At 53.9% G+C, this 19,108-nt stretch carries 15 protein-coding genes; 4 read left to right on the forward strand and 11 right to left on the reverse strand.

The window, feature by feature from the left end:
• Nucleotides 1-50: 50 nt before the first annotated feature.
• Nucleotides 51-356, forward strand: a complete 306-nt coding sequence (gene rpsN, locus HOO88_09430) for a 30S ribosomal protein S14 (protein NOU36975.1) — start codon at nucleotides 51-53, stop codon at nucleotides 354-356.
• A 112-nt stretch (nucleotides 357-468) separates the two neighbouring features.
• Here rpsN and rpmB read toward each other — a convergent pair whose 3' ends face one another.
• From rpmB to HOO88_09450, 4 genes are all read right to left on the reverse strand, one after another.
• Nucleotides 469-696 (reverse strand): 50S ribosomal protein L28, encoded by a 228-nt coding sequence (gene rpmB / locus HOO88_09435; GenBank protein NOU36976.1) that lies wholly within the window; start codon nucleotides 694-696, stop codon nucleotides 469-471.
• A gap of 80 nt (nucleotides 697-776) precedes the next feature.
• On the reverse strand, nucleotides 777-1,865 hold the full coding sequence (gene hemW / locus HOO88_09440; GenBank protein NOU36977.1) for a radical SAM family heme chaperone HemW: 1,089 nt from the start codon (nucleotides 1,863-1,865) through the stop codon (nucleotides 777-779).
• A gap of 12 nt (nucleotides 1,866-1,877) precedes the next feature.
• A complete protein-coding gene (locus HOO88_09445; GenBank protein NOU36978.1) occupies nucleotides 1,878-2,729 on the reverse strand; it encodes a Bro-N domain-containing protein in 852 nt (283 codons plus the stop codon).
• A gap of 33 nt (nucleotides 2,730-2,762) precedes the next feature.
• Nucleotides 2,763-5,717 carry a class I SAM-dependent DNA methyltransferase gene (locus HOO88_09450; GenBank protein NOU36979.1) on the reverse strand — a complete coding sequence of 985 codons (2,955 nt, stop codon included), beginning with the start codon at nucleotides 5,715-5,717 and terminating at the stop codon, nucleotides 2,763-2,765.
• Between the two features lie 138 nt (nucleotides 5,718-5,855).
• Here HOO88_09450 and HOO88_09455 point away from each other — a divergent pair, with 138 nt between their 5' ends.
• Nucleotides 5,856-6,590: a TlyA family RNA methyltransferase gene (locus tag HOO88_09455; protein ID NOU36980.1), complete on the forward strand. Its 735-nt coding sequence runs from the start codon at nucleotides 5,856-5,858 to the stop codon at nucleotides 6,588-6,590.
• Here the strand turns inward: HOO88_09455 and genX are convergent.
• The 6 genes from genX to HOO88_09485 form a co-directional block, all read right to left on the reverse strand.
• A complete protein-coding gene (gene genX / locus HOO88_09460) occupies nucleotides 6,534-7,451 on the reverse strand; it encodes an EF-P lysine aminoacylase GenX (protein NOU36981.1) in 918 nt (305 codons plus the stop codon). The two genes, HOO88_09455 and genX, sit on opposite strands and share 57 nt — an antisense overlap.
• The gene (gene efp, locus HOO88_09465; protein NOU36982.1) at nucleotides 7,451-8,020 is read right to left on the reverse strand and encodes an elongation factor P; all 570 of its coding nucleotides are present in this window, start codon (nucleotides 8,018-8,020) and stop codon (nucleotides 7,451-7,453) included. The genes genX and efp overlap by 1 nt, the downstream gene beginning before the upstream one ends.
• Nucleotides 8,021-8,090: 70 nt before the next feature.
• Nucleotides 8,091-8,690 carry a DNA-binding response regulator gene (locus HOO88_09470; GenBank protein NOU36983.1) on the reverse strand — a complete coding sequence of 200 codons (600 nt, stop codon included), beginning with the start codon at nucleotides 8,688-8,690 and terminating at the stop codon, nucleotides 8,091-8,093.
• On the reverse strand, nucleotides 8,687-10,672 hold the full coding sequence (locus HOO88_09475; GenBank protein ID NOU36984.1) for a PAS domain-containing protein: 1,986 nt from the start codon (nucleotides 10,670-10,672) through the stop codon (nucleotides 8,687-8,689). The genes HOO88_09470 and HOO88_09475 overlap by 4 nt, the downstream gene beginning before the upstream one ends.
• A complete protein-coding gene (locus HOO88_09480) occupies nucleotides 10,669-12,426 on the reverse strand; it encodes a PAS domain-containing protein (protein NOU36985.1) in 1,758 nt (585 codons plus the stop codon). The genes HOO88_09475 and HOO88_09480 overlap by 4 nt, the downstream gene beginning before the upstream one ends.
• A 722-nt stretch (nucleotides 12,427-13,148) precedes the next feature.
• A complete protein-coding gene (locus HOO88_09485; GenBank protein NOU36986.1) occupies nucleotides 13,149-14,429 on the reverse strand; it encodes a beta-ketoacyl-[acyl-carrier-protein] synthase family protein in 1,281 nt (426 codons plus the stop codon).
• 288 nt (nucleotides 14,430-14,717) lie between these two features.
• Between HOO88_09485 and HOO88_09490 the strand changes: the two genes are divergently transcribed.
• Nucleotides 14,718-15,941 (forward strand): hypothetical protein, encoded by a 1,224-nt coding sequence (locus HOO88_09490; protein NOU36987.1) that lies wholly within the window; start codon nucleotides 14,718-14,720, stop codon nucleotides 15,939-15,941.
• An 8-nt stretch (nucleotides 15,942-15,949) separates the two neighbouring features.
• Nucleotides 15,950-17,080 (forward strand): response regulator, encoded by a 1,131-nt coding sequence (locus HOO88_09495; protein NOU36988.1) that lies wholly within the window; start codon nucleotides 15,950-15,952, stop codon nucleotides 17,078-17,080.
• A 151-nt stretch (nucleotides 17,081-17,231) separates the two neighbouring features.
• On the opposite strand, the gene HOO88_09500 is transcribed toward HOO88_09495, so the two are convergent.
• A complete protein-coding gene (locus HOO88_09500) occupies nucleotides 17,232-19,040 on the reverse strand; it encodes a phosphoenolpyruvate carboxykinase (GTP) (GenBank protein ID NOU36989.1) in 1,809 nt (602 codons plus the stop codon).
• Between the last annotated feature and the right edge of the window lie 68 nt (nucleotides 19,041-19,108).

Here is a 19,108-nt window from a genome sequence, read left to right on the forward strand (position 1 = left end):
CCTTTTCCTGTTTTATCCCCGCTTCACCGAACCATTGAGGAAACTGATTTATGGCAAAAACGAGCAGTATCGTTAAAAACAACAAGCGCATGAAGCTGGTCAAAAAGTACTACGCCAAGCGTATCGAGCTGAAGACTATTATCCATAACCCGAAAACGTCCTACGAAGACCGCATGGCCGCCTTCGACAAGCTTCGCAAACTTCCGCGCAACGCCAATCCGGTTCGCGTCCAGAGCCGTTGCCGCGTAACCGGACGTCCGCGTGCCGTTTACAAAAAATTCGGTCTTTCCCGCATCACCCTGCGCGAAATGGCCTCGAACGGACTCATCCCCGGCATGACCAAAGCCAGCTGGTAACACAAGATTCAGCCGGTTCATAAACGCTCTCCAATCCGGAGGGCGTTTTTTTTGCATCCGGGCACAAAAAAACCGGCCCCTTAGGACCGGCTTTCGATAGCGCATTGTTCTCTTAGGCTTTGGTTACCAAGCCCGAACGAATCGCCTTGGCAGAAACCCAGACGCGGCGCACGGTGCCGTTTTCGTCTTTGATGCGGACATGCTGAAGGTTCGCCTTAAATTTACGTTTCGTGGCGCTGGTCACGTGCAGACCGATACCGCCTTTGCTCTTTCTCAAACCCTTACGGACAATCCGGCGGCCTGAAACCGTTCCCTTACCTGTCATTTCACATTTAGCCATGGTTCTTCCTCACAATCTAAAAATTTACCTCAAAGAGTGGCGTAATCTACGGACTGACCCTCCCCTTGGCAAGCGCCAAATCACACCAATTCCGAAAACACCGCATCGCTCACAAAAAGGGCTTCCTCGGTAAGCCGGACGTGCCGTCCGGCAATCTCCAGTAAGCCCTCTTTTTCTAAAGTCCGAAGCGTTTCCTCCAAGGTTTTCCAGAGGCCGGAAGAAACCTCGACACCCGCAATCTGTCGCAATCCCATCACCAGAGTCTCGCGCTCCTTCGCCTCCGGATCGAGCGTTTCCTCAAACTCCCGGCAAGGATCGTTCGCGCAATAATCGTCCAGATCGGAAACGTTCGCCCAGCGTGTCCCTTTCCAGTGCGAATGCGCCGCCGGGCCGCATCCGAAATATTCGCCGCCGTTCCAGTAGAGCCGATTATGCCGACACTCGAACCCCGGCTTCGCGAAGTTAGAAATTTCGTAGTGCACAAATCCGGCGGCCTTCAACCGTCCGCGAATCCGGTCGTACATGTCACGCTCTAACTCTTCGTCCAGTTTAGGCAGATTGCGCTTTGTCAGCGGCGTTCCTTCCTCGTACATCAAATTATAAATTGCGATATGCTCCGGATTGAGAGCCAGCGCCCGGTCGAGATCGGACTCCAGCATGTCCATCGTTTGGCCAGGCACACCAAAAATCAGATCTAGGCTGATATTTTCAAAGCCCGCGGCGCGCGCCAGCCGGAAAGCGGCCTCCGCCTGTTCCGCCGAATGAATCCGCCCCAAAGTTTCCAGACAGCGGGAATCAAACGACTGAATCCCGATAGAAAGCCGGTTCACGCCGCTTCGCTTCAACAACGCCAGCTTCGCCGCGTCCACGGTTCCTGGATTGGCTTCGACCGAAAACTCCGCCGGATGAAATTTTTCGAATGACGGAAAGAACGATTCCAACATCTGGATGTCCGGAGCCGTCGGCGTACCGCCGCCGATAAAAATGGTCTCCGGCGAAAAATCTTCCGGCAAATTTTTAATCTCTTTCCCTAAAGCACTGAAAAACTGTTCCTGTTTTTTCCATGGGTTGCCTGCCCTGAGCTCTGTCGAAGGGGAAACAACAGAATAAAAAGCGCAGTAGGAACACTTGCGCTCGCAGAACGGAATATGAATGTACAGGCCGGACATAATGGTTAACGGTCAGTTTTCCGCTCCGGACTGATCCGTCAACCGGCGGCGACTCTCCGGCAGTTCCTTGTAGTTCGTGCGGATTGAAACCTTTCGTCGGCTCTTTTTCTCCAGCTCCTTGCGGGCATTCCCTGCCACCTTACCTCCGGCACGGGCCGCCTTTCGGTTTTCCGGAAGTCCCTGCGCCTCGGTATTGCGGGCAATTTCCGTAGTGGAAGCTTCGCCCAGCATAGTGAAAATCAGCTCCAGATCGGTCATGTGGTCACGCAAGTTGTCACCAGTGTGGTTCAGTGCCTTGAAGTCGCGATATTCCGTCGGAGTCATCCCGAACGTCGCCTTGCTGATTTCGGCGGTTAAAATGGCATATTCCAGCTGTTCCTTAACTCCGCGCCTCTTCCACTCGTCGGTCAGCTCATCACGAACCGCAATGCCGCGCATCCGCTTCTCGATCCAATCCTCGGAGTAGCCTTTTTGCCGGTAAATCTCTTTTACGCGCTGAGCCGCAATCTCGGGGTTTTCGATCTCCTGCAGGCGTTCATAGCCGACTTTCGCCAGCCAGCGCTTAAACGGCTCGGCCTTCGGCGATGGCACAGACTGGATCAGGCGGAGGATTCCCTCGATATTCGCGGACTGGATTTTGCGCTTTTTGCCGTCTGCCGCAGTCATTTCAACCAGGGTACAAATTGTACCCCAGTTCGAATTCAGCTCCGGGTCACGGCTTTTGAGCTTTTTGACGTACTGCTTCACATCGGAACTGCCGGTCAGGATTTCGAGCACATCCTGAATGGCGAAATACCACTTCTGATCGGCCTCATTCCAAACCCGCCGCACCTGCTTTTCCTCAAACAGAACCAGATTGTTCATTTTTCTTCTCCTGCTTTGTCCAAACATTGGAATCTATGGGCGGATGCAGTCGCCGGTAATCAGTCCGGCAGGCGTTGGATAGCTGGCCGGAATGCCGGGCGCGGTGACGGTTTCACCGGCTTCTATTTTTCCGGCGACCTGTTGATTCAGTTCGAGAAGCTGGGCAAGCAGATCGGCTTTCGCGGAAAATCCGTAGGCGGCGAGGACGGCGGCGTCCAGTGCGGCGTGGGCGTCTTTGAGCGGATTGGCGCCGGGCAGTTCGAGCGTCCGGTAAAGGGCGCGCAGTCCGCCCTTCATTTTCGGCAAGGTCTCGGCACGGATGCGCCGCACTTCGCGTCCGGCGGCGGCCACCGCTTCGATTTGTTTGGTACTCGGCGTCTGCGGCCACGGAAAAGTGTCAAAGACGGAACTGGACGTGTAGGTAAGCCTCTCTGTCAGTTTCGAGGATTTTGTTAGAAACCATAACCAATGCGGGTGCGCTTGTAGAATGCCATATGAATAATCATCGTCGAACGCGAAAACCCGAAGACGGTGGTCGGGTCGAATAGTCGGATGGACAAAGGCAAAAGTCGGACGCTTGATGATTTCTGGACATGCGATGTAACGCGAAAGGCGATTGATTGAATCGACCATTTCCTTTCGACATCGAAAGTGCTGCCACCATGTTTTAAGCCACGTTTGATCCTGCCCTTTGTCTTTGCCTGTTTCGCCGCGTTCGCGTTCTGCGTATTCCTGAATATGCGGAAGAACCGTAGCTTCAACGCGGGCGAATGGTGCTTCATAGCTTTTCGCATCGAGAATGTTCATCTGCTGAAAGTCTATGATCCATCGCTCAGGCTTACCTGAAGTCACCAGCTCGTCCCCGATAAAGAAGGGATGCACAACCTCTGCATTCCGTGGATTTACTTTTAATAGATTCGAAGCTTCCTCCGGCGTCAGTACAAATCCGTGGTGACGTGGGACCTGACCAGCAAAGCACTTCTGCGGAACAAAGTTACATTCAAGACGATGAGCGGCGCTGACATCGGTTTGATCTGAGATCGCCGAGTTGATTTGCGGCACTTCGCGGAAGTTCAATTCATAATCTTTGGTCGCCGACTTACCTTCATTTTTCCGCAGCTTCTTCGCCGCCGCCGTTGGCTCGACTTTGAACCAGAGCCGTTTCGTCTTCGGCAGAAGCGCAAGGTCTTGCGTCTTGGCCCAGTTGGCGATGGAAACGTGGACGTTGGCCTCGCCGCTCCACGGCTGGTTATCCACGGCTTCGACGATGGTGCCGTCACTGACGACGTGATCGAGTCCGCCGACGCGCGACTGGTTGTTGCGGATGTTCTGCGTACCGACCAATCCGGCGCGTCCGGCCATTGGATCGGCGGCGGTGCAGGCCGGAAGATGATCGTGAGCGCGGCGAAACCAATAAACGCAATAGTCAGCCATGCCGGGCACTTCGGGATAAAGAGCGCGGACGTGCTCTACATAATCGGGGCCGAGCTGCGGTTTCAGAAGTTTCGCGCCGATGAACGGCGGATTGCCGACAATGACGTCGGCGCGCGGCCACGGCGTACGGATAAACGCGCCGTCCGCTCCGGCGGTGATGAGCGCGTCGGTGGCGATAAAGTTCCGGTCGAGGTTGTCCAGCGGCAAGGCGCGTTCGGAAATGTGCAGTTCGTCAATGGCGAGTTTGCGGGCGATCATCATGGTGACTTTGGCGATTTCGACAGCAAAGGGATTGATGTCCATGCCGTAAAAGTTCCGTGCCGTGAGGTAGCTGAAACGCATCTGGCCTTCGGTGTCGCTGGCATGTTTGGGAAACTCGGAATCAATGCGTTCGTAGATGCGCGCTTCCAGACGCTTCAGTTCGCGGTAGGCAATATACAGGAAGTTTCCCGAACCGCAGGCCGGGTCAAGAACGCAGAAGGTTTGCATCCGGTCGCGCAACTCGCGGAGCCGTTTGAACGTTTTCGCCTCTTCAATCTGCTCGTGCCACGGATGGACAATCGTCGGGCCGATGATTTTCATGATGTCGGCGGGATGGGTAAAGTGCGCGCCCTGAGCGCGCCGTTCGTTGCGGGTTCCCTCCACCGTTCCGTCGTCCAGCGAATGCTCAAACAGCGTACCGAAGATTTCCGGCTGTACTTTCTTCCAGTCGAATTTGGCGGCTTCGCGAAGCGCAACCAGTTCCAAATCTTTCAGTTCAATGCGGGCTGGCGCGGCAAACAGTCCGCCGTTGAAATAAGGCACGCCTTTAAACCGTCCGCCGCTAACCGCCGGCGTGGTATTCATGGCATCGAACAGTCCGCCGAGAAGATCGTAACTGTCGGTCGGCGTGGAAATATCATTCAGCAGCTGCGTGACAAAGTATTTCGGCAGCAGATCAATGTCTTCGGCAAACAAAGCCACCAGCATTTGCAGAATAAAGCGCTGAGCCGTCGGCTGATCGACACCGCGATTGCGGAATTTCTTAAAACAGTAGGCCAAGCGATCAGCGGCTTCGCGGGTGACAGCGACGCGGTCGTTGTCAAAAAGCGGTTTGGGCTGGCCGGGAAATAGAAAATTCAGCGGCCCCCAGCGTTCCGGAAGTTCGGCCAGCGTAACGCGGCCCACCGGCGAATCCATCTGCGTCTCGAAGTCATAGACGTGGAACTCGTCAAAGTTACACAGCACCACATAGCGCGGACGGCCCGGAACAAGGCGCGTCCAGTAGTCGAACGCCTGCCGGTAGTGTTTCGACAAATCGACGCCGCGCTTCTTCATCTCAATGAGAACAACCGGCTTCCAGACGTAATCCGCGAAACTGACGCCGCCGCCGTCTTCTTTGGCTTTGCGGACGCGGCATTCCGCTTCGCCGCCGACATCCAGCGAACCGGCATGACCGAAAGCTTGAAACAGGCGGTCGAGGAATATCTGCGCCTGACCTTTTTCGTCACCGGTAATGTGCGCCTGAGTCCATGTCACAAAGGCAGCCAGTTTTTCGGATTTCGGATTACTCATTTTAATGTCTCGCAGAGGTCGTTTCCCAAACACTGGAAAGTTTCTACCGGATTGTGGTACCTCCTTCCAGTCATTGCTTTTGAAAGATTCAAAAGCCTCGCTTCGCATTCGCGGTAATTCGTGGTATTCGTGGGCTGTATGAAAAAAATCCGTTTAGACCAGTTGCTGGTAGAAAAAGGCCTTGCCGAAAGCCGCGAAAAAGCCAAGCGGCTGATTCTGGCCGGACAGGTTCTGGTTGGCGGACAGCCAGCCTCAAAACCCGGACATGCAATTCTGCCAGATCATGAAATCGTACTGAAAGAAACCGAACGGTTCGTCAGCCGCGGCGGCGAAAAACTTGAAGGCGCAATGGACGCTTTCCCGATCAAACTGACCGGCAAAGTCTGCCTGGATGTCGGCTCCTCCACTGGCGGCTTCACCGACTGCATGCTCCAGCACGGCGCAACCAAGGTTTACGCCATCGACGTCGGCAAAGGCCAACTGCACTGGAAACTGCGCGAAGACCCGCGCGTCATCGTCATGGAGGGCGTGAATGCCCGCCACCTGACACCAACCGACCTGCCGGAGCTGGCCGACTTCGCCTCGATTGACACGTCCTTTATTTCACTGACCAACATACTGCCCGCCGTTAAAGGGCTGCTGAAATCCGGCGGAGAAATCGTCTCGCTGATCAAGCCGCAGTTCGAAGCCGGCAAAGAAGATGTGGATAAAGGACGCGGCGTCATCACCGATCCGGCAATTCACGAAGCCGTAATTGCCAAAGTCCGGAAGTTTGGAACGGACGATCTAAAACTCGAATGGCTCGGCCTATCTACGTCACCGCTCAAGGGACCGAAGGGGAACATTGAGTTCCTCGCCTACTGGAGAAAGTAAGTCGCGGAAAGGCAGAATATCGTCGAGAGTCGTGGCGCCGGTGACAGCCATTAGGAGGCGGTCGATTCCCAGCGCGCAACCGCCGGACGGCGGCATTTTTTTCAGACACCGGATAAATTCCTCATCGATTGGGTAAACGATTTTGCCGAGTGCTTTGCGTTGCGCGCCCCACTTTTCAAATCGGGCGCGCTGTTCGTCCGGATCGGTCAGCTCGCTGTAGGCATTGGCGATTTCGATACCACCGAGATAAAGCTCCCAGCGTTCGGCGACTTTCGGATTATCCGGTTTAAGCCGCGCCAGCGCACAGCATTCGGCAGGGTAATCTTCCAGAATCACCGGTGCATCTTTCGGCAGGTTCGGTTCGATTTTTTCGACCATGTCGAAGTCAAAGCGGTCGGCATCAAAGTTTTCAACCGGATTCCAGCCGGCGAATTCTTCATAGACTTCGGCGATGGTAAAAATTTTCCAATCATCGGAAGTTCCGCCGGGTGAGGTCACCCGGCCTACAGCGGCCAGTAAGCGCTGAAGATCGCCCAGCATGACGTTGTAGTCGCCGCCCGCGCGGTACCATTCGAGCATGGTGTATTCGGGATGGTGGCGGTCGCCGCACTCGCCCTGCCGGAAACATTTGCCGATTTCAAAAATTTTCTGTGCGCCCTCCGCCAGCAGTTTTTTATGGTAGAGCTCCGGCGAGGTGCGCAACCAGAGGTCGCCGGACGGCTCGGCATCAATATGCAGTTCCATGCACGGCGTTCTCATCCGGATCGGCGTTTCGACTTCGACGAAGCCTTCGGAATGAAAAAACGCCCGGATGCTTTGCATCAGGGCGTCGCGCACTTTCAATTTTTCAATTGAGGTCATCAGGCTTTGGAGACGCGGTCGGAATATTCGCCGGTGCGGGTGTCGATACGAACGACGTCACCTTCGTTAATGAAGATCGGCACCTGGAATTCATAGCCGTTGTCGATCCTAGCCGGTTTCTGAACATTGCCGCTGGCGGTATTGCCGCGGGCACCCGGTTCCGTCTCGGTGATAATCTTTTCGATGAAGGTCGGCAGGCTGATATCCAGAGCTTTTTCTTTATGGAAGAGAATATCCACTTCCATCTCTTCGACAATGAAGTACTGGTTCTGGCCGAGCTGTTCAGCGGTCAGGTGGATTTCTTCGAAGGTGTCGTTGTCGGAGAAAACAAAGTCGTCGCCGTTGTGGTAGGAGAACGTGAAGGTGCGGGATTCCAGATTGGCCTTTTCCACTTTGTCGCCGGAGCGGTAGCTCTTTTCGAAGGTGCTGCCGGTGGCCAGATTTTTGATTTTGCAACGGTAGATGGCCTGACCTTTGCCGGGCTTGGAGAACTGGAAATCGGTGACGATGCAAGGAGCGCCATCGATTTCAATTTTCAGCCCTTTTTTCAGTTCGGATACTTCGTACATGGTTTTCTCCTGGGAAAATTAAGCGGCGGATTATCCATAAATCACTGGAAAAGGAAAGGGATTTTTCGCGTCAGGCGGACTCGTCGCCGGAAGCAATTCTAAGCTTTTCAATCCGGTAGCGCAGGATGCGGCGGGTGGTGCCAAGAACCTTCGCGGCGCGGGTCTGAACGCCGTCAGCATGCTGCAAGGCTTTCTCAATCAGGCGGCGCTCAAAATCCTCAAGAACTTTTTTCATAGGCCGACCGTCCGGCTCCGCCACGAAGGGACGGCGGGCCAGTTCGCGCTTGAGTCCGGCAACCTGATACTTCAAGTCGTTCAGGTGCAGTGCGCGGGCGACAACCAGGCGGAGTTCGTCGATGTCGAACGGTTTACGAATAAAATCGGACGCCCCCAGTTCGAGCGCTTTAAGGACCGGTTTGATGGAGGCCGCGCCGCTGATCATAACCACCGGCAGTTGCGGGTGTGTGTGGCGCACAATCTGCAGAAACTCGACTCCGTTGGCCCCGGGCAGAATAATGTCGAGAAGCATCACGTCGGGCTCCTGCTGTTGAAGCAGGACAGCGGCCTCTTCAGCGGAGAGCGCCGTGCTGATTTCGTAAAGCCCGCCGAAAACTACACGTAGCGATTCGAGCAGATGAAGGTCGTCGTCCACGATAAGAAGCTTTTTCATGCGGCGCCGCCTTCCCCGCCGTCGAGCGCGGGCAGTGAAAGACGCACAACCGTTCCGGTTGCGCCGCTATCAATAGCAACCAGTCCGCCGTGATCAATCATCGTGCGCCGGACAATCGGAAGCCCCAGCCCTACGCCGCGCGCCTTGGTGGTGCAGAAAGGCGAAAAAACCTTTTCGTGCTGATCGGCAGGAATACCGGTGCCGTTATCGCACACTTCAATGATAACGGCGGAACGTCCGGTGCCGATTTCGCCCGCAAAAGCTTTGAGCGAAACTTTCGGCTGCGCGACACCTTCGACCGCTGTGAAAGCGTTATGCAGAAGGCGGGAAATGGAATCGGCCAGAACATCAATATCGCCTTCAATGGACGGCAGTCCGGACTCCACTTCAACGCCGACTTCTTTCGGAACTGCATCGCCGTTACGCGCTTTGAACAGCGCGGTTTTAATCAGCTCGCCCGTGCTGAGCGGCGCAAACCGGAGCGTCGGCGGGTTGGCGTATGCGTCGAGCTGGTCAATCATGCCGTTCAAACGGGCGACTTCCTGCGTGGTGAGATCGCGGAACTGGGTGCGGAATTCTTCGTCGCCGTAGCGTTCCGGCAGGAGCTGGGAAAAGGTGCTGATGGCCACGAGCGGATTACGTACTTCGTGTGAAATGGCTGTGGCCAGTTCATTCCAGAACGTGGCGCGTTCGAGGTTGTTCTGTTTTTCGCGCAGAATCCGTTCTTCGGTCAGATCATTCAACACGGCCATAGCGCCCATGCATTGTCCGTTTTGCTGGAGACGGCGAATCTGAATGGAAAGTCCGCGGTGAGTGCGCGGCTCGGTCCACTCAACCGGACCGACCGCTTTTTCACCGGCCATGCAGCGATTGAGCAGCGAGGCGATGTAACTCGAAAGCTTCTCAATCGGACGCCCGATGAGGTCGGCGGCGGTCACATGAAGAAGCGTTTCGGCACCGCTGTTAAACCAGCGAATGGCGCCGTCGGCTCCGGCGGCGATAATGCCAACCGGAATGGCCTGCAACAGATTTTCAGCGAGCGCCTTTTGAATGGCGATGCTCTCGTGCAACAGAGAGTTTTCGATGGTGACAGAAACCTGTTCGGCAAGAAGAGTCAGTTCTTCAATATCACGCTGCTCAAACGGCGCGCCCGACGAAGAACGTCCGATACAGAGCCAGCCGTTGAGTCGTTCACGTCCAAAGAGCGGCAGGATGGCTTCCGCGCCGGCGAGATCGAGCATTTTTTCGAGCAACAGACGTTCTTCCATTGATTCGATGTGCCGAAGCATAGAGCGGGAGATGCTGTGTGCGTGAATCTGAAGCCACTGTACGAACGGATGCGTTTTTTTAAATTCAAGCGAGCGGGTTTCTTCCATGCATTTGATGCCGGCGCGGAAGCGGTAGAGTTCGGCGGGCGTGATGGAGAATACAGCAACACGCGAAACGCGCGCGCAGCTGGCGACGCCTTCAACAATACTTTCCAGCATGATGCCGATGTTGTCAAAGCGGCGGAAGGCGCTGGAAAAGTGGTAAAGCGACGGCGCAATATTTTCGCGCGACGGAACCGCTGGCGAAGCAGGACGCTGCAGGGTTTCCTTGAGCACGCGGTTTTCCTGAAGGAGGCGCAAATGAGACTGCGCCTGATCAAACAGGGTCTGTAAGCGCAAACGGTCAACGTCGCCCGACTCAATGGCATACACCCCGGCTTCAGCGGCGCGCAGTCCCGGATCGGAACGGGCGGATCCCAGCGCAATAATTACAATATCCGGAAACCCTTTGATCAGATTGGGAAGCAGGGCCAGACAATCTGCGGCGCGCAAATCCATAAAGAGAAGCGTGTCGTGATGCTGCTGCAAAAGCATTTCGACTTCCGCCGGATCGCTGACATGCCGCACGGCGGAACGCGAATGAAGATAGCCGCGTATGCGTTGAAGCAGTACGCCGTCCTGCGTGTACATAATGCTGACAGGCAGTGCGCTCATTCTTCTTTTTTCTCCTGCGTTTTCAACAACGGGAATTGCACACGAAACACCGTGCCCTTCCCTTTTTCGCTTTCTACATCAATCACACCATTGTGTTCCTGAATAATTCCGTGCGAGACGGAAAGGCCCAACCCGACACCATCCTCTTTGGTGGTAAAGAACGGATCGAAAATCTTGCTCAAGTTCTCCGGAGCAATACCGCAGCCGGTATCCTGAATATCCACCTGAATGCAGTCGCCAGACTGGGCTCCGCTCATCAGCGGAATATTGACGTTTGCGGTTCGTACTGTCAGGGCTCCGCCCTTCTCCATCGCGTGAACGGCATTGAGGAAAAAATTAACGAATGTCTGGTTCAACTGCTCGGCATCGGCTTCGATGATGTGCCGCTTAGCGCCTAGATTGCGTTCCAGTTTTATTGCGTGCTGAGCCAGTTGCTGCTCAGCCAGTCTCAGAGAGTTTTCAATGATTTCGTGCAGGGAAACCGGCTTCAGCGAGGCTTTAGCCGGGCGGGCAAAGTTGAGCAACCGGTTAACGATGGTATCAATACGCTTCACTTCCTGGCCGACCAGATCAAAGAACGTGTGACGGAAGTCGGCGTCGTTATGCTGCTGAGGAAGAAGCTGGGTGAAGGTTTTGATGGTAACCAGCGGGTTTTTAATTTCGTGCGCCATGCCTGCCGAAAGCGTCCCGATGCTTGAAAGACGATCGGTGCGGCGGATCTGCTCCTCCATTTTCTTCAATGTGGTCATGTCGTTAAATACCACCAGCGCGCCAAGAAGATTCCCGGTGTGCCCGCGGAATATGGAACCGCTAACGCGGATTGGAACTTCTTCGCCATCAAGCGGAATGGACATATCCCGGTCGCGGAATCCGGCCTGTGTATTCAAAATTGCTTCCAGTCCTTCAACCAAAGCTGGCGACAGCACATTCATGGGGCGGTCCACTACGGCGGACTCATCCAGTCCTGTCAGCTTTTGAGCGCGCCGATTAAACACTGTAACCATGTGATCGGAATTAACCGCTACGATACCGCTGGTGAGCGAATCGAGCAGAATTTCGTTATAAATTTTTCCGTTTTGAACCGTGGTGTAGAGACTTGCATTTTCCAGCGCCACCGCCAGCTGGTCGCAAAGAAGCTGCAACGCCCGCTGATCTCGAAGGTCATAAATGCGTCCGGACTTTTTAGATCCAAGCAGGAGAACGGATTTCAGATCATTCCGCAGAAATATTCCGAGAGCCAGAACCGCTCCGAATGCATCCAGATCACCTTTGGCACCGATAACAGCCGGTGTCGGCCGCATGCGATCCAGCGTGTCGGCGGTAAAAGGCTCGTGATCTCTCTTCAGCAATTTGATGATCGAGCTTTCGGATTTAAGCACGAGCTTCTTCTCGTCCGCAGGATAAAACTGCTTATAAGATCCTCCGCTCTGAGCTCTCAGCAGAAATACGGCACTCACCCCGAACGCATCCCTGACCAGTCCGGAAAACTGATCGGTCAAATTTTCTTCTGTTGAAACCTCCTGAAAAACATGCGCCGCACGGACGAGGACTTCATCAACATTTAGAAGGTCGGCCGATGCAAAAAGACGATGCGAAACGGTCTGCATCCAGCCGTGCGCCGGAACTACAGAAAACGCCACAACCAGCGCCGCCAGCAGGTGAGAAAGATAGGTCGTATCAGGAACCATCCATAGAAACAAGAAGCGACCAATCCACTCACAAAAAACGTACAGCCCTATCAGGTAAGCGGCCATAAGCATGTATGCCAATATGCGCTGGAGTACCGCCGGGACGGCCATGATTCGCTGTGTTGCGATGCCGTAGGTAACAAAACCATCAAGTGCAAGTACTGATAACGGGACGAATCTGCTAAGTTCCTGATTATGGGTTGCTTCTGCGATAATTAACAGGACGATGCCTGCAATAAAACTCGCAGTGCATCCCATTTGAAGGAATTGAATTTCCGCCCGCTGCACCCCGGAGTTACGTTTAGCGGCCCGCCAAAATCCGATTGATAAAGCGACAATTACTACGACGAAAAATGCCATAAACAAAACGAATCCCCACCCATACTTCGTTGGTGGTACCATCTCAGTTGCTGATGCACTTCTAGCAGACAAAACAAATACCGGCGAATGGCACAAGGCAACTACCGATAAACACGCAATCAGCCAATACCGCAACCGGCTTAGCACTCGAATTATTGTTATAGACGGATCAACAATTGAAATGTGAACTAGGAATACGCCTAGAGGTATCATCGCCGCAAAGGCTGATGTTTGGCGCACCCAAAATAAGACCATAGATTCGGACTGCTGAAGGGAACAGGCGAACATTGCCCCAAGCCACAGCACCATCAGAAATGTAAGAGAAAAAAAACTGACATTAACCGCCCGTTTCGGATTGGACAGCAAGACGAACAAACCCAATGTCGTATTCCCGACTAACGCTACTAAGATGACAATTTGAAAAAGATTCACGACAAACTCTTCATGATTAGCGTGCTGTTCTCTCCGCCCATCCCATGCCCATTAGCCATGGCAACGTTGATTTTTGCACTCCGGGCTTCCAAAGGAACGTGGTCTAAATCGCATTCAGAATCTGGATTTCGTAGATTTGCGGTCGGAACAATTTTTTGATGCTTAATCATTAACGCACAAGATATGACCTGAAACAGGCCGGCCGCGGCCAGCGGATGTCCTGTCACACCACGAATGGAACTGACCGGTATTTGATATGCGCGCTCACCAAACAGCTTTTTAACCCATTCAACCTCAGCCCTGTCACCGCCATGATCGCTACAGGCATTCGCACAAATGTAATCTACTTGATCGGGATACATCCCCGCATTAACTAATGCCATGCTCATCGAATGGAATAACCCCTCCATGCCGGCTGCACCAGGAGTATCAGTAACTGTCGCACCGCCAAGTATCTCCATAAGAGGCTGGGCACCACGCGCTAGAGCGGAATCCAGTCGTTCAAGAACCAGAAACCCGGCACCTTCCGAAAGAACAACTCCGCTTCGTTTCGCATCAAAAGGTCGACTTATCTCTTCCGGAGGGAAATCTTTGGATAAAGAAGGGATTCCAGCCGCAGAAAACCCGGCGACGCCTGTATTGCTTAACGGAGAATCTGCCGCGCCAACAACAACCAAATCCGTTTTCCCTTCTTTAATCATTTTTGTAGCAAGTGCAACAGCATCTAATCCTGAAGGGCATGCTGAAGAAATTGTCGTCACAGAAGTCTGCACGTCAAAAATTTGAATCATGGCAGCGCTAATGGCATGAGGCTGGCAGGCTCCAACCATATAAGGCCGAACCCGATCCGCACCGCGAGTCATAATAATTTCTTTTGCAGATTCAATAATATCAGCCGCTGCGCTACATATCCCAACCACCAGATGGAGTGGCCCTCGCCCCTTCAAAGATTCTTTGGTTAGCCCTGCATCATCCGCGGCCATCTTGCACGCGACCAACCCAAGTTGGGTTTGGCGGCCAAGCCGATTGGGTTTGCAACCATTTCCAAAGTGGTCTCTCAAGTTGAACCCTTTAATTTCCCCGGCGATTTTCAGTGGATAGTCTGTGACATCAAATAGAGTGATCGGACCAATGCCACTTTTACAGTTGATCAAGGAATCCCAGAAGGCATCCAGACCGATACCGTTGGGAGCAACGACGCCCATACCCGTTACGACGACCCTGTTTTGCGGTTCCACGTTTACTCCAAATTTAAAGGCATTAATAGGGGTGTTCAAAAATGTCCATCGGAGAATAGTAGAGGTGTACAGATTTGTACACTTAAGATTGTGAGGAAAAACTTCACAGGCGCCGGGACGTTTATGGACGGGCAACATTGAACAAATATGTACACCCGAATTTCTCCACGGCAAATTTCATGCTGACAGCAACTGCCCCTGTTCATTTGTGTACATTCATAATTTTTTATATGGAAAAATGAATAAACTGAAACTAGACTGCCCCAACTTCTGCGTATGGATTGAACGGCTTCAAACCTGAAATGAAAAAATGGAGACGCTAAGAGCATGATCAACAAACCCCGTGTTGCGCCAGCCCCTGCTGTAGTACTTACCACCACACTGCTTATTTCATCGGTTCTTTTTGCGGACGGTTTCCGCAATCCTCCGGAAGGCGCACGCGCCATCGGAGCCTTCGGCGGACATCGCGCTTTCGCAGATGACGCCAACGCGACCATCCACAACTCCGCCAACCTTGTCGATCTTGAGCAGCCGATGGTACAGGCCAATACAACCTTCGGATACGGTCGCAATGAGTTTCAAGGAGCCGGTGCTTATAACAAAACGAAAGCCCCCTTCTTCGCCCTTCCTGGATTCTCAGCCGCTATTCCGTTTGAAAAAGGAAAATATGCGGTCGGTCTCGCCACATATGTTCCGTTCGGCCGCTCGGTTGCGTGGAGAGATTCCGACTATTTCGCCCAAAACAACATCTCGTACGCCGGAAGCATGACGGTTGCGGATTTCACTCCGAACGTTGCCATGCGATTGACCGATTCATTTTCTGTTGGTGTCGGCGCTGACTTCTATTACGGAAAAGTAGAGCAAAAAACGATCTTCACTCCGCCCTATTCCACCATCTTCGGTCTGCCGTCGGGCACTGAATCCAAGCTGACCGCAGACGGAAATGCCATCGGCTGGAATGCCGCAGCCACCTGGAAAATGACTGAGAAGCAGAGACTGGCCGCCACCTACCGCTCACCTTTCACCATAAAATATACGGGCGATAACGACCTATCAACCGGAGCGAGAAGCGATATCGATGCCAATATTGAATATCCCGCCATTCTCGGCCTCGCATACGGCATCGAGCTTACCGATACGCTGAAAGTCGAGGCGAACGCCGAGTGGCTCGATTTTTCACAATACCAGAGGCTGACCATCCACGATTCAGATCCTCGCTTCGGAACAACGGTTCAGCAGCAACTGAAAGAAAACTGGACGGCTGGTCTCGGTGCCTCGTGGAAATTCATGCCGAAATGGACGTTGCGCTCGGGCTTCATGTATCTGGAAAATCCGACACCGGACGCCACATACGGACCGCTCGGGCCGGACACCGATCAAGGCGTGATTTCGATGGGCCTTGGATATGAAACCGGACATCACGCCATTGATGTCGGCTACGCCTACGGCCTTTTAAGCGGTCGTAACGTCAGCGGCTCATTAAACAGTCCTGACGGAAAATACGATTATCAGGTTCAACTGCTCAGCCTCTCCTACGGCTACAAATTCTAGGGGATTCTATGACAAAAGACCGGTTGCTTGTAATTGACGACGAACTCGGCCCGCGGGAAAGCCTGCGCTTTCTGTTTAAAGACCTCTACGACGTAACCTGTGTTGACTCCGTGGATAAAGGCGTTGCGGCCCTGAAAGAAAATGCGCCGGACTGCATCATCACCGACATCAAAATGCCGGGGAAAACCGGCATTCAAGGCTTGAAAGAAATTCGCGCCATCGACCGGCAGGTTTCCATTATCATGCTCACCGGCTTCGGTTCGCTCGAAACGGCGCAAGATGCCATCCGCCACGGCGCCACCGACTATCTGAAAAAGCCCTTCGACACAGACGAAATCCGCGAAGTGGTCGCCGGTTATGTACGGCGCACCAAGCTCAACCGGAAACAAATCGCTGCCACCCAGCACCTTGAAGCGCTGACAACTCAGTTGCAGGAACAGCTTAATACCAAAGAAAAACTGGCCTCGCTTGGCGAAGAATCGTCCGAATTTGTGCACGATCTCGGCAATCCGCTCAGCGTCATCAACGGCTATGTCCAGATCCTCATCAAAGATATCAAGGATCAAAAGAATCTGGGCAAAGAGATTAATGTCGCCTATCTGGAACAGATCGAAAAAAGCGTTTCCCGCTGCCGCGACATGCTAACCCTGTGGCGCGAACGCTCCAAACGGGCCGATTCCTCCATCAAAAAACTTCTGCTTGGCGATCTCGTCACCGAAGTGGCTCTCAACGCCAAAACCCTCGCTGCCGCGAAATCTGCGCAGGTAAATCTGGTTCCCGGTCCGGCAGACTGCCGCATCGAAGGTGACAACGTGCAAATTTTCCGGGCTATCCAGAATATCGTCGGCAACGCTGTTGAAGCCCTGCCCGCTTCCGGCGGTGTCATCACCGTATGCTGGAAAGTCGACGGACGCCGTGCGCTGGTTGAAGTCGAAGATAACGGCGGCGGCTTCCCGCTCGAAAAATTGTCTGATATGCAGACAAAGCACTACACCACCAAAGGCGCGTCCGGCGGAATGGGCCTCGGTTTGTTCATCACCAAGAACATTGCCGAAGCACATGGCGGATCGCTCATCCTCGCCAACAACAAAGCAGGCTCCGGCGCGCTGGTCACCCTCGCTTTCCCGCACCTCAACTAGAAATCTGAAGTATGGACGCCAGCTGCAGGTGCGAGGCCGTTTTTCGCTCTTGTCAGATCAAAAGCTCCGTCGCACTCCGTTTGCCGGAGCACTCCAGAAAAAAAGGCGTTCCGAAAATCCGGAACGCCTTTCGCTTTTCAGCAACCGGAGTTTAGCCGAGACGCTTTTTGAGCGCTTCGAACTGCACCATCATACGGGCCGGCAACTTGGAGCCTAGCTTCGCCAGATATTCTTTAGCTTCATCCAGCGTTGATTTAAACAGCTCCGTGTCCACCTTCATCAGTTCCGTCCAGTCTTCAGCCGGAATGTTCAGGCCGTCGAGCGTCAGGTCGCCGTCTTTCGGCATCAGACCGATTGCCGTTTCTTTGGCACCGACTTTACCTTCGACGCGTTCGCACATCCATTTCAGGACGCGGCTGTTATCGCCGAAACCGGGCCAGAGCCACTTGCCGTTCTTGTCCTTGCGGAACCAGTTAACGTAGAAACAGCGCGGAGCCTTGTCGCCCAGCAGATCGCCCATTTCGAACCAGTGGCTCATATAGTCACCAGCATGGTAGCCAATGAACGGCGTCATCGCGAACGGGTCGAACCGAATCGCCGACTTCACGTCAAGGGCGGCAGCCGTCGCTTCGGAAGCGGCGGTGGAACCCATGTAAACACCGTGATTGAAATCCAAGGCTTCGTGAACCAGCGGCATCGTGGTTGTGCGACGTCCGCCGAACACAAAGATATCGATCGGCACGCCAGCCGGATTTTCCCAGTCGGAACAGATCACCGGGCAGAGCGCGGCACGCGCGGTGAAGCGACTGTTCGGGTGAGCACCAAGGATCTTCTTGCCTTCCGCATCTTTCTGACCCGGCGTGAAGGGCTTACCCTTCCAGTCGGTTCCGCCTGCGCACTCTACGCCCATGTCTTCCCACCACACATCCAGATCGTCCGTGACGACCACGTTGGTGAAGATCGCATCTTTACGGCAGCTTTCGAGAGCCATCGGGTTGGATGCTTTCGAGGTTCCCGGCGCAACGCCGAAGAATCCGGCTTCCGGATTGATCGCATAGAGACGTCCGTCCTTGCCGGGCTTCATCCAGGCGATATCGTCGCCGATGGTTTCAACCTTCCAGCCCGGAACGGTGGACTGAAGCATCGCCAGATTGGTTTTGCCGCAAGCGGACGGGAACGCCGCCGCAATGTGGAACTTTTTACCCTGCGGATTGGTGAAGCGCAGGATGAGCATGTGCTCAGCCATCCAGCCTTCCTTGCGGGCCATGTTGGAAGCGATACGAAGTGCAAGGCACTTTTTGCCGAGCAACGCGTTTCCGCCGTAGCCGGAACCGTAGGACCAGATCAGGTTTTCTTCCGGGAAGTGAGCGATATATTTCTGTTCGATCGGCGCGCAGGGCCAACGACTGTCTTTCTGTCCGGGTTCGAGCGGAGCGCCGATGGAGTGCAGGCAGGGAATAAACTCGCCGTCTTCACCAAGAACTTCGAGCACCTTGGGACTCATACGAGTCATGATCTGCATATTAACGACCACGTACGGCGAGTCGGTAATTTCGACGCCGATCTTAGCGATGTCAGAACCGATCGGGCCCATCGAGAACGGGATAACGTACATTGTGCGGCCCTTCATGCAACCGGTGTAAAGCGCCGTCATCGTCTTCTTGAGTTCAACCGGATCAATCCAGTTGTTGGTCGGACCGGCATCTTCCTGCTTCACTGACGCGATGTAGGTGCGGTTTTCAACACGCGCCACGTCGGACGGATCGGAATTGAAGGCAAAGCTGTTCGGACGTTTCTTCTCGTTCAACTTGATCGCCATGCCGCTGGCCACCATTTCGGCCATCAGACTGTCGTACTCTTTTTTCGAGCCATCGCACCAGACCACGCGGTCAGGCGTACACATTTTTTGTATTTCCGCCACCCAGTTGAGCAGCTTCTTATTTTTTGTCGGTGCCGTCATTTTGCAGTCCTCCATTAAGTTATTCGCCATCGAATCCGGTTAAAATTCTGCATAAGGTGCGGAAATGA

The sequence above is a fragment of the Kiritimatiellaceae bacterium genome (assembly GCA_013141415.1).
Classification (GTDB): domain Bacteria; phylum Verrucomicrobiota; class Kiritimatiellia; order Kiritimatiellales; family Tichowtungiaceae; genus Tichowtungia.

Bases quoted from the DNA above. Each gene is read 5' to 3' on its own strand.
- rpsN (NOU36975.1), top strand. From the start codon at position 51: ATGGCAAAAACGAGCAGTATCGTTAAAAACAACAAGCGCATGAAGCTG.
- rpmB (NOU36976.1), bottom strand. From the start codon at position 696: ATGGCTAAATGTGAAATGACAGGTAAGGGAACGGTTTCAGGCCGCCGG.
- hemW (NOU36977.1), bottom strand. From the start codon at position 1,865: ATGTCCGGCCTGTACATTCATATTCCGTTCTGCGAGCGCAAGTGTTCC.
- HOO88_09445 (NOU36978.1), bottom strand. From the start codon at position 2,729: ATGAACAATCTGGTTCTGTTTGAGGAAAAGCAGGTGCGGCGGGTTTGG.
- HOO88_09450 (NOU36979.1), bottom strand. From the start codon at position 5,717: ATGAGTAATCCGAAATCCGAAAAACTGGCTGCCTTTGTGACATGGACT.
- HOO88_09455 (NOU36980.1), top strand. From the start codon at position 5,856: ATGAAAAAAATCCGTTTAGACCAGTTGCTGGTAGAAAAAGGCCTTGCC.
- genX (NOU36981.1), bottom strand. From the start codon at position 7,451: ATGACCTCAATTGAAAAATTGAAAGTGCGCGACGCCCTGATGCAAAGC.
- efp (NOU36982.1), bottom strand. From the start codon at position 8,020: ATGTACGAAGTATCCGAACTGAAAAAAGGGCTGAAAATTGAAATCGAT.
- HOO88_09470 (NOU36983.1), bottom strand. From the start codon at position 8,690: ATGAAAAAGCTTCTTATCGTGGACGACGACCTTCATCTGCTCGAATCG.
- HOO88_09475 (NOU36984.1), bottom strand. From the start codon at position 10,672: ATGAGCGCACTGCCTGTCAGCATTATGTACACGCAGGACGGCGTACTG.
- HOO88_09480 (NOU36985.1), bottom strand. From the start codon at position 12,426: ATGGCCGCTTACCTGATAGGGCTGTACGTTTTTTGTGAGTGGATTGGT.
- HOO88_09490 (NOU36987.1), top strand. From the start codon at position 14,718: ATGATCAACAAACCCCGTGTTGCGCCAGCCCCTGCTGTAGTACTTACC.
- HOO88_09495 (NOU36988.1), top strand. From the start codon at position 15,950: ATGACAAAAGACCGGTTGCTTGTAATTGACGACGAACTCGGCCCGCGG.
- HOO88_09500 (NOU36989.1), bottom strand. From the start codon at position 19,040: ATGACGGCACCGACAAAAAATAAGAAGCTGCTCAACTGGGTGGCGGAA.